Consider the following 17,448-nt stretch of genomic DNA (forward strand, 5'->3'; position numbering starts at 1 on the left):
TTAAACGAAATCATATAACAATTAATTTTAAAATGCCATTAAAAATGAAAAGCTTTAAGTTAGTACTAATTACTTTAATATTGTGTTTTGGGATGCCGTCTATTCAGGCACAAACACTGGATCCGGTAATAGAAAACCCAGACGTTATTGGGATAAACAAATTGGATGCACGGGCCACTTTTTTTCCATATAATTCCTTGGAATTGGCCAAAGAGGATAACATGTCTAAAGCTGAAAATTACTTATTGTTAAATGGCATTTGGCAGTTTAATTATAGTGATACTCCGGAAGCGAGACCTGCTGATTTTTATAAAGAAGATTTCGATACTTCAAATTGGAATACCATTAAAGTACCGGCAAACTGGGAAGTTGAAGGTTTTGGCGTGCCCATTTATGTAAATGCCACATATCCGTTTCAAAAAGGGAAATTAAATCCGCCCGATATTCCAGACGGAGATAACCCTGTAGGTTCGTATAAACGTACGTTTAATGTGCCTAACCATTGGGACGGGAAAGATATTTTTATTCATTTGGGTGCTGTAAAATCTGCGTTTTATATCTGGATTAACGGCCAGAAAGTAGGGTATAGCCAAGGCTCAAAGTTGCCTGCGGAATTTAATCTTACAAAGTACGTTAAACCCGGAAAAAACAGTATTGCTTTAGAGGTGTATCGTTGGAGTGACGGTAGTTATTTAGAGTGTCAGGATTTTTGGAGAATTTCAGGTATTGAGCGCGATGTGTATTTATATGCACGACCAAATGTACAATTGGCCGATTATTTTGCAAAAGCTGGATTGGAAAACAATTACACCGATGGTGTATTCGATTTAACGGTTGATATTAAAAGCATCGATGCCAAAAAACAACGCGGTACAGTGGCTGTTGAGATTACAAAAGACAACCAATCAGTTTATACCGCTGCTTCAGCTTACGATTTAGCACCAAAATCAGATAAAACCTTAAAATTCAATAAAATCATTCCGCAGGTAAAAACATGGTCTGCAGAAGTACCCGATTTATATCAATTAAATATCATTATTAAAGACAGAAAAGGCAACGTTATTGAGGCTATTTCAAGAAAATTAGGATTCAGAACTTCAGAAGTTAAAGATGGACAATACCTTGTAAATGGAAAACCGATTTTATTTAAAGGGGTGAACAGGCACGAACACGACCCAGATACGGGGCACGTTGTTTCAAGAGAAGATATGCTTCGGGATATTCAGATTTTTAAGGAATATAACATCAATGCCGTAAGAACGGCACATTATCCAAACGACCCTTATTTTTACGAGTTGTGCGATGAGTATGGTATCTACGTTATCGACGAGGCCAACATCGAATCGCATGGTATGGGTTATGCATTGCACAGAACATTGGCAAATAATCCAGATTGGTTAAAATCGCATTTAGAGCGTGTAGAGCGCATGGTACAACGCGATAAAAACCATCCATCTATCGTGATTTGGTCTTTGGGTAACGAAGCGGGCAATGGGTACAATTTTTATAAGTCGTATTTATTGGCAAAAGAACAGGATGATACCAGACCAACGCAGTACGAGCGTGCGGTTTACGAATGGAATACCGATTTGTTTGTGCCTATGTATGCCACTCCAGATGATGTGGAAAAATACGCCTTAAACGACGATTTTACAAAACCTTTAGTGCAATGTGAGTTTGCACACGCTATGGGAAATAGTATGGGTGGTTTTAAGGAATATTGGGATTTATATGAAAAATACGATAAACTACAAGGTGGTTTTATTTGGGATTATGTTGATCAAGGTTTAAGAACCGTTAAAAACGGCAGGGAAATTTTTGCCTATGGTGGCGATTTCGGACCGGAAGGCACACCAAGTGACAACAACTTTTTAAATAACGGATTGGTACAACCCGATAGAAGACCAAATCCGCATATTCACGAAGTAGCGCACATTCATCAAGACGTTAAGTTTTATGAAAATGATTTAGCCAATGGCGTTATAAATGTAAAGAATTGGTATTTCTTCAGGGATTTGTCAAACTACAAGCTAAAGTGGGAAATCCTTGAAAACGGAGCGGTTGTTGAATCAGGAATTATTAATGATATGGTAACGGCACCACAGGCTAAAAAAGCCATTAAGATTCCTTATAAAACAAAATTTAAAAACGATAAAGAATATTTCTTGAATGTCTCTACCATTTTAAAACAAGACGAGCCATTATTAAAAGCAGGTCATGTTGTGGCTTACGAGCAATTTAAGTTACAAGATGCTAAAATGGCATTACCCGAAAATTCAACTAAAGCCGTTAGTTTTAAAACTCAAGGTGATGTTGTAAACGTAACGGGCGAAGGCTTCAGTTTAGCATTCAATAAAAAAGAAGGACAGCTCACAGATTACTCTTTCAACAATAAAAATTTGCTAAAAAGTGGTCCCGTAGTGAACTTTTGGCGTGCACCAATTGACAACGATTATGGTGCAGGAACACAATTACGCTACAAAGCATGGAAAGATGCCGGAACTTCGGGTACCGTTAAATCTGAAGTTAAGCAAGTATCTAAAAATGATATACAGGTTGTTTTTACAAGGGATATATTTAATGGCGATGCCCAAATTATAAGCACTTATTTGGTAAATGGCGATGGCGTTGTAAAAGTTACGAACGAATTAAAAGCCCTTAAAGGCGAGTATTCTAATTTTTATAAATTCGGAAATAAACTCGTTTTACCAGAGGATTACAAAAACATTACTTACTACGGAAAGGGGCCTTTTGAAGCCTATACCGATAGACAACATGCGGCTAAGTTAGGGGTGTTTGAGCAAACGGTTGAAGAACAGTATTTCCCGTACATCCGTCCGCAAGAAACAGGTAATAAATTGGAAGTGCGTTGGGCTACGGTAACTAAATCAGATGGATCGGGAATTAAGTTTTTAAGCGACACGCCATTCCATTTTTCAGCACTTAATTTTAGTGAAGACGATTTGCATACCGGAGATAAAAGAGTGCAACATCACGCAGGGGAAATCGATCCACGAAAAGAGGTTTTTGTAAATATTGATGGTTTCCAGCAGGGCTTAGGCAGTATAAACAGTTGGGGAAGATTACCAATGGAACAGTACCGATTGCCTTATCAGGATTATTCGTACTCATATTGGATGATGCCTGTAATTAAATAATTCAAACTATTAGCGTACTATTTTAAAATTAATTTTTACCACATATTATTATTGAACACAGTCGGAGCACAAAAAAACAACTATACTTTTGAGGCTTCGACTGTGTTGTTATAACAAATACCTCATTTTAATTATATCAACTAACCAAATAAAAATGCATAAATACATTCTGCTATTAACATTAATGTTTTTAATGTCTTGCCAAACCAAAGGCAATAAAAATGATATTTTAACTTCGCATCAAAAGGAATCAAAGTATACCCTAAAACCCCAAACCCCTATTATGGGTTGGTCCAGTTGGAATAATTTTCATGTCAACATAAACGAAGACATCATCAAAGCGCAAGCCGATTATATGCTGTCATCAGGAATGGCTGAGGCTGGCTATTCGTACATAAATATTGACGACGGTTTTTTTGGCGGCCGTGATTCTGAAGGTAATTTATTGGTGCATAAAGAGCGGTTTCCCAATGGGATGAAAGTCATTTCAGATTACATTCATTCCAAAGGTTTAAAAGCAGGTATTTATGCTGAAGCTGGCATTAATACCTGTGCGTCTTATTGGGACAAAGACACTATTGGAGCAGGGTCGGGGCTTTTTGGTCACGACAGAAAAGATTTAAAATTAATGCTGAAAGACTGGAATTACGATTTTATAAAAGTTGATTGGTGCGGTGGCGATTGGTTGGGATTGGATGAAGAAACCCGATATACACAAATAGCAAACATTATAAAAGAGATTAAACCCAACACTGTTTACAACATTTGCCGATGGGAATTTCCGGGTGAATGGGCGCTTCAAATAGCCGATTCTTGGCGGATTTCGGGTGATATTTCCAATAAGTTTGAATCCATTTTACACATCATCGATTTGAATGCCGATTTATGGAAGTACGCTTCCCCAGGACATGTAAACGATATGGATATGTTACAAGTGGGGCGTGGCATGAGCTACGAAGAAGACAAAACCCATTTTAGCATGTGGTGCATGATGAACTCACCACTTTTAGCCGGTAACGATTTACGAAGCATGAGCCATGAAACCATTTCCATATTAACAAATAAAGAATTGATAGCCTTGAACCAAGACCCATTGGTGTATCAAGCGCGTCGTTTAATAGATCATGGCGATTTGGAAGTTTGGGCAAAACCATTAATTCATACCATGAGCGGAAAGGTGGCAGTCGCATTGCTCAATAGATCAAATAAAACAGAAACTATGTCTTTTGATTTAGATACCGTTGGAATCGATGTTTCAAAAGGGTATTCGTATCGCGATTTATGGGCGCAAAAAGATTTTGAGAAAACAAGTGAAAAAAGCTTGTCTTTTCAAGTCCCAAAACATGGCGTGGTGGTTTTAAAAATCGAAGGTGTTTCAAAACCATTTAATGTGTTTCAGAATAAATAGCGTAAAGTATGATGTCAGGTTGAGCGCAACCGAAACCCTATAAATAAAAGTTCAAAGCGTTTTTACGGCGCTCAAGGTGACACTATTACTAAAAGTCAAACTCAGAATATGAATATTTCAAAATACAAATTCCTAAAATACACAATTAATGGCAATAGGCTCTTTATTTCTATCCTAATAGGAATTGTTTTTATATGTTCTGTTTCTGGTCAAACCGACAGACAAGTTATAACCCTTGAGAAAAACTGGAAATTCATTAAAGCCGATGTAAAAAACGCACAACAAATTGCTTTTGACGATTCCACATGGGAAACCGTTACCGTACCTCACGATTGGGCAATAAAAGGACCGTTTGATAAAGAAATAGACAAACAAACCGTTGCCATTGTTCAAAACGGTGAAAAGGTAGCTACCGAAAAAACAGGGCGTACAGGCGCATTGCCATACATTGGTGTGGGTTGGTATCGCAATCAATTTTCGCTACCAAATTTCAGCTCAGAAAAAAAAGTCATTTTGCTTTTTGAAGGCGCCATGAGCGAACCGGAAATTTTTCTAAACGGTAAAAAAATAGGCAGTTGGAATTACGGTTATAGCTATTTTTATTTCGATATTACCGAGCACATTCTTGCAAATCAACCAAACACATTAGCCGTTAAACTAACCAATGTGGGGTTGTCTTCACGTTGGTATCCCGGGGCAGGTTTGTATCGTAATGTACGGCTTATTGTAAAAAATAAAACAAGCATCAACCAATGGGGCACGTTTATAACGACGCCGCTAATCACTAAAAATTTGGCGAAGGTACATGTGAAGACCAAAGTGTCTGGAAAACAGCTTAAATTGGTTACTACAATTAAAGATGCTGATGGTAAAATAGTAGCAACCAATACCACTGAAACCATTTTCGATAACGAATTTGAACAAAACATAGCCGTTAAAAATCCTGTTTTATGGAGTCCAGAGAATCCTTATTTATATACGGCTGTTTCTCAATTATATGCTGAAAATATTTTAAAGGATGAAACTGAAACGCGTTTCGGGATTCGGGACATTAACTATGAAGCTGAAAGAGGATTCAGTTTAAACGGCAAAATCACCAAATTTAAAGGCGTATGTCTGCATCACGATTTAGGGCCTATTGGTACTGCAATTAATAAATCCGCTTTGCGCCGACAACTTCGTATTTTAAAAGATATGGGCGCGAATGCCATCAGGAGTTCACACAATATGCCATCTTTAGAGCAACTTGAATTATGCGACGAAATGGGCTTTCTGTTTTTAGCTGAAAGTTTCGATGAATGGGCAAAACCAAAAGTAGAAAACGGCTACCACCGCTTTTTTGAAACCGATGCGGAAAAAGACATTGTAAATTTAGTGCACGCCACACGAAACCACCCAAGTATCGTCATGTGGAGCTCGGGTAACGAAGTCCCCGACCAATGGGGCAGCCAAGGCGCTAAACGTGCTAAATGGCTGCAGGATATTTTTCATCGTGAAGACCCGACCCGACCAGTTACCGTGGGCATGGATCAAGTAAAAGCAACCATGGCATCTGGCTTTGGTGCGGTGCTTGACATTCCAGGGTTAAACTATCGAACGCATTTATATGAGGAAGCTTATGAAGCTTTTCCGCAAGGATTGATTTTAGGCTCCGAAACAGCTTCAACTGTTAGCTCGCGAGGGATTTATAAATTTCCTGTTGAAGCATTTAAAATGAAGCAATACGACGATTTTCAGTCATCATCTTACGACTTGGAAGCCTGTAGTTGGTCTAATATCCCAGATGAAGATTTTGTGCTTCAAGATGATAATCCATGGGTAATCGGCGAATTTGTGTGGACCGGTTTTGATTATTTGGGAGAACCCACGCCGTATGATACCAAATGGCCATCACGCAGTTCGTATTTTGGTATTAACGATTTGGCGGGTTTGCCAAAAGACCGCTATTATTTATACCGAAGCCGATGGAACACTGAAGACGAAACCCTGCACATTTTACCTCATTGGAATTGGGAAGGACGAGAAGGAGAAACCACGCCCGTATTTGTTTACACCAGTTACAACAGCGCTGAATTGTTTATAAACGGGAAAAGCATGGGCATTAAAAAAAAGAACAACAGTACACCAAAACACCGGTACCGCTTAATGTGGATGGATGTAAAATACCAACCCGGTACCATAAAAGTGGTAGCTTTTGATGATGACGGAAACCCTGCTGCAGAAAAAGAAATACACACGGCAGGAAAACCTTATAAATTAGTTTTAGAATCAGATAGAAAAACAATAAAAGCTGATGGCAAGGATTTGGCTTTTGTAACCGTTTCGGTGGTCGATAAAAACGGCATACCTTGTCCAACTGCCACCAATCAATTAAAATTTAAAATAAAAGGCGACGGTATTTTTAAAGCGGCCTGTAATGGCGATGCCACCTCACTAGAACCTTTTCACTTGCCAACCATGAAATTATTTAGTGGTAAATTGGTAGTTTTGGTACAATCTAATTCTAATGCAGGAAAAATAAATTTAACAGTTTCCGGTAACGGTTTAAAAACAGAAAAAATAATCATTCAAACAAAAATTTAAAAGATGAAATTATTTCGCATTCTTATTGCTTTCATTTGTGTAACTGCCATTTTTGGATGTCAAAATAAATCCAATTCAAAACAAACGGAAACACAAATCAATACAAAACCAAATATCATTTACATACTGGCAGACGATTTGGGTTATGGCGATTTAGGTGTTTACGGACAAACAAAAATTGAAACCCCAAATATTGATGCCTTGGCAAAAGAAGGCATGTTATTTACTCAGCATTACACAGCTGCTCCTGTGTGCGCGCCAGCACGAGCATCCTTATTGACAGGAAAACATGGCGGGCAAGCAAGTATAAGAGGAAACGATGAGTGGGCAGCACGCGGAAAAGTCTGGGATTATTTTGAAATGTTAAAAGATTCTACCCTGGAAGGGCAACGTCCCATGCCCAAAAACACCACAACTATCGCCCAATTGTTAAAAACAGCCAATTATAAAACGGGCATCGTTGGAAAATGGGGCTTGGGTGCACCGCATACCGAGTCTATACCAACCAAAATGGGCTTCGATTACTTTTTTGGGTACAATTGCCAGCGAATTGCACATACGTACACGCCAACACATCTTTATGAAAACGAAAAGCGGTTTCACTTAAAAAACGATACTATAGCGCCACATTCAGGAACAGGAAATGATGGTGACCCATTAGCAGAATCAACCTATGAGAAATTTTATCAACCCGATTATAGCCCGACTTTAATTTTCGATAAAATGATGGGTTTCATCGAAACAAATAAAAAAGAGCCTTTCTTTATGTATTGGGCGAGTCCTATTCCTCACGTGCCGTTACAGGCTCCAAAAAAATGGGTAGATTATTATGTGAAAAAATTTGGAGATGAAAAACCATATTACCACAAAGAAAAAGGTAACTATTTTCCAACCCGATATCCGCATGCTACTTATGCGGCAATGATATCTTATTTGGATGAAAACGTGGGGAAGCTGGTATCCTATTTAAAAAATGAAGGTTTATATGATAACACTTTAATTATTTTTACATCAGATAATGGACCATCCAATCATGGCGGAGGAGATTCACAGTGGTTCAATAGTTCAGGATTATTTAAAAATAAAGCTGGAAGAGTTAAAGGCTTTACTTACGAAGGTGGTATTCGTGTGCCCATGATTGCTACTTGGCCTGCTAAAATTAAAGCCGGAACTAGCAGTAATCATATTTCAGCATTTTATGATGTGTTGCCAACATTTAACGAGATAGCAAATGTAAAAACGGATTATAAAAGTAACGGAATTAGCTTTTATAATGCACTTACAAATCCACAAAACCAAAAAGAACATGATTATTTATACTGGGAATTTGCAGGATATAATGGACAAGTTGCCGTAAGAATGGGCAAATGGAAAATGATTTGGAAAAACATTAAAAAAGGAAATAAAGAAGTTGAGTTGTATGATTTGGATGCGGATATAAAAGAGGAAAACAATATTATGGCCCAACATCCAGAAATGCTTGAAAAATTCTTTGAAATTATTAAAAAAGAACATCAAACACCTGAAAATAAATCCTTTGTAATTGAAGGCGTAGAGAACCTTGTTAATCAAAAATAAATACTAATCACATTATGAAATTAATAAACCATTTGGCTGTAATTGGCAGCATCTTTTTGTTTGTTGGATGTAAAGATAAAACGGCTACAAACGAAACTGATAAAAAACCCAACATCGTTTTTATCATGTCTGATGACCATGCCTATCAAGCCATTAGCGCCTATGATGATAAATTGATACAAACCCCAAACATCGATCGTATTGCCAACGAGGGTATGTTATTTACCAATGCCACGGTTACCAACTCCATTTGCGCACCATCGCGAGCTGTTATTTTAACAGGTAAACACAGTCATATAAATGGTAAAATTGACAACTTAAGTAAGTTTGATACGACTAATGTTACCTTTCCGCAAATCCTCCAAAAAGCAGGCTATCAAACAGCTATGTTTGGTAAACTTCATTTTGGAAATAACCCAAAAGGCTTTGATGAATTTAAAATTTTACCCGGACAAGGGAGTTATTACAATCCGAGGTTTATCACCCAAAAAGGCGACACGATAATCAAGGGTTATGTAACCGATATTACAACGGATTTGACTTTAGATTGGATGAAAAACCGCAGAGACCCCAACAAGCCTTTTATGCTTATGTACCTGCACAAAGCACCACACCGCGCTTGGTTGCCTAACAAAAAGCATTATACCGAGTTCACCAAAAAAACATTCCCCTTACCGGAAACCTTGTTTGATGATTACAATACACGAAGTACAGCTGCAAAAACTGCCGAAATGGGCATTTTTAAACACATGTCCTTAATTAACGATGTAAAGCTCAGGCCAGAAACCGTAAAGGAACTCGGTATAAAACAATGGAGCAGATTGGGGCAAAGTATTGGTAGATTAGATTCGGTGCAACGTGCCGATTGGGATGCCGTGTACAATCCCATTGATGAAGATTTTAAAAAACGCTACCCAACCATGAACGATTCAACCTTTACCGTTTGGAAATACCAACGCTATATGCAGGATTATTTAGGAACCATTGCATCGGTTGATGAAAATGTTGGTCGAGTATTGGATTATTTGGATGAAGAAAAACTAGCCGATAATACCATTGTGGTTTACACTTCCGACCAAGGATTTTACCTAGGAGAACACGGTTGGTTTGATAAGCGTTTTATGTACAACGAATCTTTTAAAACACCACTTTTAATTAAATGGCCAAATAAAATAACCGCAGGTATTACCGAAGATGAAATGGTGCAGAACCTGGATTTCGCACAAACCTTCCTTGAGGTTGCTGGTGTTAAAGCACCAAAAGAAATGCAAGGTGAAAGCTTAGTGCCTTTATTAACAGGAAAAAAAGAGGCTTGGGATAGAGAGGCTGTATATTATCATTATTACGAATATCCTGCAGAACACGCCGTAAAAAGACATTATGGCATTGCTACGAAAGAGTATAAGTTAATCCATTTTTACCACGATGTAAACGAATGGGAACTTTACGATAGTAAAAAGGACCCTAATGAGGTTAACAATGTTTATAACGACCCTGAATATGCCGATGTTGTAAAAGAAATGACTCAAAAATTAAAAGAAGTTAGAAAAAAATATAAAGACTCTGAAACTTTAGACAATTATTATATTGAGCTTTACAATAAGAAAAAGTAGTTGTTTTATTTAGTCTATTGTGTTGATAATTTTTTAAAGTTTTCAAAATATATTAAATAAAGAAATCCCGTTCGGTAAATTTTCTACCAAACGGGATTTTTTTTTATCACTAGCTTTTTTTAAAAAACTAGTGGGGTTAGGTTTTTAAATCATTATCCTGCTTTAAAACAAAGTATTTCTACTTGATTTTAACCGTAAATTTTTTAATTTTTCCGTTTAAAGTTTCGTTTGATGCATTTTTCATTCGAACAAATTTCACTTTAGCATTAATAGATGCTTGTAGCGATGCGTCTTTTTGTTCTGTTTTTATTTCAGACCATTCTTTACCATTAGTTGAAATTTCTAGGTTTAAGTTATTGTAAATCAACGATTTTTCTAATTGTAAAACCAATTTATTCACGCGAATTTCTTTCTGCAATTCAAATCCAAAATAGGCCTGAGGCGATAAGCGGATAATTTCCAATGGCGGATTTAGTGCCAGTGTTCTATCTCTTAAAGTAACTTGTTGATTTTTTAACTGCTCAATATTTGTAAATAGTTTATGAGGATTGTAATTGGCATCTACTTCTAAGTTTTTACCAAACGCTTTATTATAGGTTTTTGTAAGGTGTACAAAACTTTTATCGATTAAAGGCGCGATAACCAAAGTAGCTGTTTTAATTCCCGGTTGATATGGATTTTGATTTTCTTCGCGATCAATCTTATACATTTCTGCTTTAATGGCTTTTACGGCTTGGTAACTTCTTTCAAAAGCATCGCTATTTTTTGCTTGCAGTGCTGTATGCATATGTAACATGGCTAATCCCGATTGACCCAATAATTTAAACTGTTGAACCCAATGGCGTATTTCATCTAAAAGTATTGGATTGTCTTTGCTGTTTAACAAAATATACGAGGCCTCGACCATGGTTTGGAATTCGTTTCGAACCGTCTCAAAGTTTTCAATCGTGTTGTCTGCTTCAAGATCGTTTAAAAATGCTTTGGCTATGGGTGAAAAACTAACCGATTCTTCACGGCGGTAACGGTGACCGTTTGGACCTAAATCACTATTATGTGTCGCGAAAATTTCCAAGGCCTTATAACTTTTGGGCATTACAACTTTTAAAGCCTGTAGCCAATTTTTTTCAGGCTGATATTCAGACATATTCCAAGTATAATCGGCAACGCCATAAATAGCAATTTTAGAGGCTTCGGCATGCTCCATTGGGTTGGATACAAATCCAGATACATCTTGGGCAATATCTTTTCCGTTGCCATAAGCTGGCCCCAAAAGCATGTGGTTTCTAACATAATCTGAAACGGGAAAATTCCACCAAATAAAGGCATTACGATTTATTTTCGTGTTAATCCAATTCATGGTTTCCGTATCGATATCGGCCACTACGGTGTTGCCGGTCCACATAATTCTTATGGAAGGGTGCAGTTCTTTACCTAAAGTTTCCAAATAGCCACCTTCGGGTTTAGACCAACCTTTGTTATATTCCGTAGGGCACATAATTAAAGGTTTAACATCTGTTTTCTTTTTGATAAATTCAGCATGTAAAAAATTCAATAATTCGGCTTGTTGCTTGGGATTGGTGCCTTCACCGGAAATATCATCAAAAAATACGGCATAAGCGCGTACGCCTAAATCGTACATCAATTCAAATTTATGGAGTAGGGCTTTTCGGTCTTCATTGTGCCATTTAATATCTTTTCCTGGATGAATGGCCCAAACAAAATCTACGTGGTTTAATGCTGCTCTATCAATCAGTTTTTTTAATTGAATTGCTTCCTTTTCGGGATATGGTTTTCTCCAATTAGGCGAGCTGTGGTACGGGTCGTCTTTAGGACCGTAAATGTAGGTATTCAGTTTGTTTTCGCCGTAAAAATCTATTTGCCGCATGCGATGCTTAAAACTCCATGGGGTGCCATAAAATCCTTCAACGGTGCCGCGAGCAGCTACATCTGGGTAGTCTAGAATGTCTCCTAAAGGAATTGTCTTATTTTTTAGTAGCGCCATCAAGGTTCTAACGCCATAATAAGTACCTCTGGCATCTCGACCAATAACGGAAATCTGTTTTTTGGATATATTAATATGATAGCTTTCAGCCTTTTTTGGCACCTTGTTTTTTAGTTTTTTGGGAAATCTATCATTGACACCGCCTATTTGAATTGAAAAGCCTTTGTTTGAGATGTTATCATTTGTAAAATAGGTAGATAACAAATTTTGTATGGCTTTATCCGTGCTTTTTTGCTGAATATGAAATAGGGCAGGCGTATCAAAATAGTCGCCAATAACCACATGCTGAGGTTTGGGATTAATGTTTAAATTTTGTGCAAAACCAAATCCAACGGTTAAAATTAGAAGTGTAAAAAATGAATGACGCATGGTTTTAAGCCTTTGTTTATATGATTATATTAGGGTTTATAATAGTCGAATTTTGTTTTATTTATAATCCTTGTAATAGTTAATGCCCAAAGCGTCCCAATGGGTTTGTATTTTCTTAAGGGCTACTTTAAAACTGTTGTAATCTTTCTTTTCAAGCGGTGTCCAACCTACTTCGGCGTATGCCGCAATTCTTGGGAAACTTTGTCGTTCAACATCTGCATTTGTTGGTGTCCATTCGCTCCACATTTGGCAACCAAGGCCGTATATATTATCGTGGTATTGCGCATCTAAACCATCGGGAATTGGGTTAAATTCATAAGCCTTTTCTAGCGGGATACTTTTGTAGCTGTAGTCAAGATAAGTACTGCTATGTAACGAGTTAACGATACTATAGCCTTTTTTTGCGGCATCCGTCAATAATTCTAAATCGCCTTTCCAGAAATGCACAATCACGTTTTTAGCGAGTTCGGTTTCGGCTTCTTTGTCGTCTTTCTTTTCAGCAAATCCTTTGTGGATATTTTTGCCCATAATTTCATTCCAACCCATCATGCGACGCCCCTTAGATTCAATAAACTTTGATATTTTATTGGTAAAATCAACTTGTAAATCGGCTGGTGTTTTAATGTTATTTTCTTTCATGTATTTTTGCACCGACTTCGATTCTTCCCAAACCTTGTAGCCCACTTCATCACCACCAATATGAATTACTTCCGATGGGAACAACTCAAACAATTCCATTAAAACTTCTTTTATAAAAGTGATGACTTCGGGTTTTGTGACATCGTAATTATCATACAAACGTCCAAATTTAACAGGCACATCAATATCAACCCCTGCAGTCCCCAACCATGTGTAGGCGGCAATGGCGGCGCTGGAGTGCCCGGGCATTTCAAATTCCGGAACGATGTTAATATGCCTTTCGGCGGCATACGCCACAATGTCTTTTACTTGTTTTTGGGTATAGAATCCGCCATGGGGTTCGCCCGAAGTTTTTCCGCTTTTCCAAGTGCCTATTTCGCTGTCTTTTCTAAAGGCGCCAACTTCGGTCAATAACGGATATTTTTTTATTTCAACACGCCAACCGGCATCGTCAATTAAGTGCCAATGGAAGGTGTTCATTTTCATCAAAGCCATTTGATCGAGCATTTGCTTAACGAATTCCTCGCCATGAAAATAGCGCGATTCGTCCAACATATAAGCACGCCACTTAAAACGCGGATTGTCTTTTATGGTTACCGAGGGTACCAAGAATTTTGTGGTGTTTGTGGTTTCGGAAGTTTCGTTGGAAATTAACTGTTTTATGGTTTGTACGGCGTAAAAATATCCAGCATCATGATTGGCGAACACCGTTATGTTTTTTGGGGTTACCACCAATTCGTAGGCTTCTTTATCCAACCCTTTTTTTTCTTGAAAGATGATTGATGCATTTTTATCGCTGTTTGTGTTTAGCTTAAAACCCGTCGTTTCATTAATATAATCTCGAAGGTTTTTTGCGGCGGCCTGTTGCGCCTTGGTTTCTGCAAAAATCTGTTGTCCGTCTTTAAGAGCAAAAGAAGCCTCGGACAAAACCATGGACGCTGGTTTTGGCAGTAACGATATTTCGGAGTCCGTAAAGGTTTTGTGCTTTTCTGCACAATTGGTTAATGAAATGAGTCCAATTAAAGTATAGATAATGAATTTCATTTAAAATGATTTAAGAGTTTTGTGATTGATAAAAATAGTTAAATAAAGCGGCTTAAATAATGAAGTTTTAACCAAATTTAATAATTGGATAAAATTTTAAGGTATCATTAATAAATCAAGATTTAAAGATGAATTTTAGAACAAATAACCAGTATATTTAGAATTTTAATAGTTTTTAGTTTCTGTATCTGGACAAATATAGTTAATAATTATTATGTCATACATAATACATGTAACTTATTTTTACTAACTTAGTCGCAAAATTTTATTTTAAGAAATTTATTTGATTGATTTTTAAAGTCATAAATTTTCGAAAAATAAAGCGCGATGAAATTTTAATTTGGAATAAAAAAGTCTCTTATTTAAACGTATTTTAAAATGAAGAACATTCAGAATGCACTAGCTTTAATACTTATAATTTTAACGTTTATTCCGTCTTTTGGTCAAGAAATTTCCAAATTAAGTACGTCGGACTTACCTAGTTTACCAGCTCAGAAATCAGATGTTGAGTCGCTTGGTTTTGCGGGCATGTTGGGAGGCGCTCATAACGGTGTTTTCATTGCTGCAGGTGGTGCAAATTTCCCCAACGGATTGCCTTGGGAAGGAGGCGCAAAAGTATGGAGCAAAGACATCTATGTATTTGAAAACGACCAATGGCAATTATCAGAAACACAATTGCCAATACCACTGGGTTATTCGGCCTCAGTATCTACGGATAAAGGAGTTTTAAGCATTGGCGGTAATAATGAAAGTTTGGTAAGCGATAGGGTTTTGCTTTTGGCTTATGATGCATCTTCCAAAGAAATAAATATCACAGAATATCCTAAACTGCCAGAACCATTGGCATTTTCTTCGGCTGTTGTAAACGATGATTTTGTTTATGTTGTGGGCGGAAAAAATGCGACGCAGAGTACCAATTCATTTTTCAGATTAAATTTAAAAGACCCTAAAAGTTGGGAGAAATTAACCGATTTTCCTGGACCTCCCAGGGCGCTCCATTGTACAGCAACCCAAGAAACGCAAACCAATAGAAAGTTGTTTGTAATTGGTGGAAGGAATGAAGAGTCTGGGCAAAAATCTGAAACGCTTACCACGTATTTGTCTTACGATTTTAAAAATAAAACTTGGCAGGATGAAGGGGTTTTGGAAATAGACGGAAAACCTAGGGTTTTAATGGGAGCTATGGCAGAAACTATGGGCTCTATGCACATTATGGTTTACGGCGGAAGCGATGAAGTGCTTTTTGATGCGTTGGAGCATATTGGCTTGCAAATGCGCACGGTTCAAAATGATTCTATCAAGTCTTTATTGGTTGAACGAAGGGACGAGATTTTAAATAACCACCCAGGGTTTTCAAAAGATATTTTAGCTTATAATTCAATAACAAAGCAATGGTTTGTTTACGATACCTTACCCACTAAACTTCCTGTAACAGCATTATCATTTAAAAATAAAGATGATTTTTACATCGTTTCGGGCGAGGTTTCACCTGGTATTCGCACACCCAAAGTTCAAAGCTTTAAAATTGCGGATGCTGCACATCCTTTTGGCGTTATAAATTATAGTGTGCTTGCTTTATACCTTTTGGTATCCGTTTTAATCGGAATTTATTTTGCCCGTAAACAGAAATCTACAGCAGATTATTTTACTGGAGGAGGAAGAATACCATGGTGGGCTTCTGGCTTAAGTGTTTTTGGTACGCTGTTAAGTGCCATTACGTTTATGGCAATTCCAGCCAAGGCTTTTATAACCGATTGGTCTTTCTTCTTTCTTAATATTACAGCCATTTTAATAACTCCGGTTATTGCATTTATTTTTATTCCGTTTTTCAATAAACTAAAAATTAAAACGGCTTACGAATACCTTGAAGACCGATTTAATTATACCGCTCGCGCATTCGGAAGTTTGTCTTTTATACTATTTCAATTAGGAAGAATTGGTATTGTGTTGTTGTTACCTTCGTTGGCCATTTCAATTGTAACAGGAATTCCGGTGGAAACCAGTATCCTTATCATGGGTGTGCTGTGTATATTTTATACCACGTTTGGAGGGATTGAAGCAGTGATTTGGACGGATGTTATGCAGGTTATCGTACTTCTTGGCGGAAGTATTTTAGCCGTAGTTTGGATTATGCTACATACCGAAGCCTCGTTTGGCGAAATGATTACTTATGCTTCTGAAAGGGATAAGTTTAATATTACCAACATGGAGCTTAACTTTACAGAGTCAACCTTTTGGGTGGTATTTATTGGTGGGCTTGCCTCTGCCATGGTTACACAGGGTACAGATCAAACCATAGTGCAGCGTTTTTTAACGAGCACAAGCGTTAAGGATTCTCAAAAAACTTTATATACAAATGCGGTATTAACGTTTCCTGCAACGATTATATTTTTTGGTTTAGGTACGCTTTTATTCATATTTTATACCGAAATGCCTAGCGAGCTTTCTCCTGCCATTTCAAATAACGATTCGATTTTCCCGTGGTATATTGTTCGAGAATTGCCCATTGGGGTTTCCGGTTTGCTGGTTGCCGGTATTTTTTCTGCGGCCATGTCAAGTATTAGTAGTAGTTTAAATTCTGTTTCAACAGCTTATTGCAACGATTTTCATGCCCATTTTAAACCCCAAGTGGCCGATGTAAAGTTGTTGCGAATTGCACGATTGGTAACCATGATAACCGGTGTACTAGGTGTCTTGTTGGCGCTTTGGATGGCGAGCTCCAATATTAAATCATTATGGGATCAGTTTTATCGTTTTTTAGGGCTTTTTACAGGTGGTTTAGGAGGTATGTTCCTTTTGGGAATGCTTACCAAAAAAGCCAATGCCAAAGGCACTTTGTTAGGTTTGCTGATTAGTGCCATCTTTATTTGGTACATCAGTGTTTTCACCGATATTAGCTTTTTAATGTACTCATTTTTTGGTGTCGCTTCATGTTTTATTTTCGGGTATATTTTTAGTTTGTTATTTCCGTCAAAGGAAAAAGTATAACAGATAAATGAGTTTGTGTTAATGACACGAACTTCATTCAAAAATGCTAGCACTTCAATGTTTTGT

The 17,448-nt window shown here is 37.4% G+C and carries 8 protein-coding genes; 6 read left to right on the forward strand and 2 right to left on the reverse strand.

Annotation, left to right across the window (positions count from 1 at the left end):
• Nucleotides 1-44: 44 nt before the first annotated feature.
• From lacZ to RNZ46_RS12530, 5 genes are all read left to right on the forward strand, one after another.
• A complete protein-coding gene (gene lacZ / locus RNZ46_RS12510; RefSeq protein ID WP_316982502.1) occupies nt 45-3,158 on the forward strand; it encodes a beta-galactosidase, LacZ type in 3,114 nt (1,037 codons plus the stop codon).
• Between the two features lie 154 nt (nt 3,159-3,312).
• On the forward strand, nt 3,313-4,566 hold the full coding sequence (locus RNZ46_RS12515) for a glycoside hydrolase family 27 protein (protein WP_316982503.1): 1,254 nt from the start codon (nt 3,313-3,315) through the stop codon (nt 4,564-4,566).
• A gap of 108 nt (nt 4,567-4,674) precedes the next feature.
• Nucleotides 4,675-7,149 (forward strand): beta-galactosidase GalB, encoded by a 2,475-nt coding sequence (gene galB, locus RNZ46_RS12520; protein WP_316982504.1) that lies wholly within the window; start codon nt 4,675-4,677, stop codon nt 7,147-7,149.
• A 3-nt stretch (nt 7,150-7,152) separates the two neighbouring features.
• Entirely contained in the window at nt 7,153-8,727 is a 1,575-nt protein-coding gene (locus RNZ46_RS12525) for an arylsulfatase (RefSeq protein WP_316982505.1), read from the forward strand.
• 14 nt (nt 8,728-8,741) lie between these two features.
• A complete protein-coding gene (locus RNZ46_RS12530) occupies nt 8,742-10,340 on the forward strand; it encodes a sulfatase family protein (protein WP_316982506.1) in 1,599 nt (532 codons plus the stop codon).
• 178 nt (nt 10,341-10,518) lie between these two features.
• Here the strand turns inward: RNZ46_RS12530 and RNZ46_RS12535 are convergent, their stop codons facing one another.
• On the reverse strand, nt 10,519-12,711 hold the full coding sequence (locus RNZ46_RS12535) for a beta-N-acetylglucosaminidase (RefSeq protein ID WP_316982507.1): 2,193 nt from the start codon (nt 12,709-12,711) through the stop codon (nt 10,519-10,521).
• Between the two features lie 57 nt (nt 12,712-12,768).
• Nucleotides 12,769-14,394, reverse strand: coding sequence for a beta-N-acetylhexosaminidase (locus tag RNZ46_RS12540; RefSeq protein WP_316982508.1), 1,626 nt, complete (start codon nt 14,392-14,394; stop codon nt 12,769-12,771).
• A 378-nt stretch (nt 14,395-14,772) separates the two neighbouring features.
• Between RNZ46_RS12540 and RNZ46_RS12545 the strand changes: the two genes are divergently transcribed.
• Entirely contained in the window at nt 14,773-17,382 is a 2,610-nt protein-coding gene (locus RNZ46_RS12545) for a sodium:solute symporter family protein (protein WP_316982509.1), read from the forward strand.
• Nucleotides 17,383-17,448 lie beyond the last annotated feature (66 nt).

The organism is Hwangdonia lutea (assembly GCF_032814565.1).
In the GTDB taxonomy this organism is placed as follows: domain Bacteria; phylum Bacteroidota; class Bacteroidia; order Flavobacteriales; family Flavobacteriaceae; genus Hwangdonia; species Hwangdonia lutea.

Excerpts from the sequence above, each read along its gene's own strand:
- RNZ46_RS12545 (WP_316982509.1), top strand. The coding sequence starts at position 14,773 with ATGAAGAACATTCAGAATGCACTAGCTTTAATACTTATAATTTTAACG.
- RNZ46_RS12530 (WP_316982506.1), top strand. The coding sequence starts at position 8,742 with ATGAAATTAATAAACCATTTGGCTGTAATTGGCAGCATCTTTTTGTTT.
- lacZ (WP_316982502.1), top strand. The coding sequence starts at position 45 with ATGAAAAGCTTTAAGTTAGTACTAATTACTTTAATATTGTGTTTTGGG.
- galB (WP_316982504.1), top strand. The coding sequence starts at position 4,675 with ATGAATATTTCAAAATACAAATTCCTAAAATACACAATTAATGGCAAT.
- RNZ46_RS12535 (WP_316982507.1), bottom strand. The coding sequence starts at position 12,711 with ATGCGTCATTCATTTTTTACACTTCTAATTTTAACCGTTGGATTTGGT.
- RNZ46_RS12515 (WP_316982503.1), top strand. The coding sequence starts at position 3,313 with ATGCATAAATACATTCTGCTATTAACATTAATGTTTTTAATGTCTTGC.
- RNZ46_RS12540 (WP_316982508.1), bottom strand. The coding sequence starts at position 14,394 with ATGAAATTCATTATCTATACTTTAATTGGACTCATTTCATTAACCAAT.
- RNZ46_RS12525 (WP_316982505.1), top strand. The coding sequence starts at position 7,153 with ATGAAATTATTTCGCATTCTTATTGCTTTCATTTGTGTAACTGCCATT.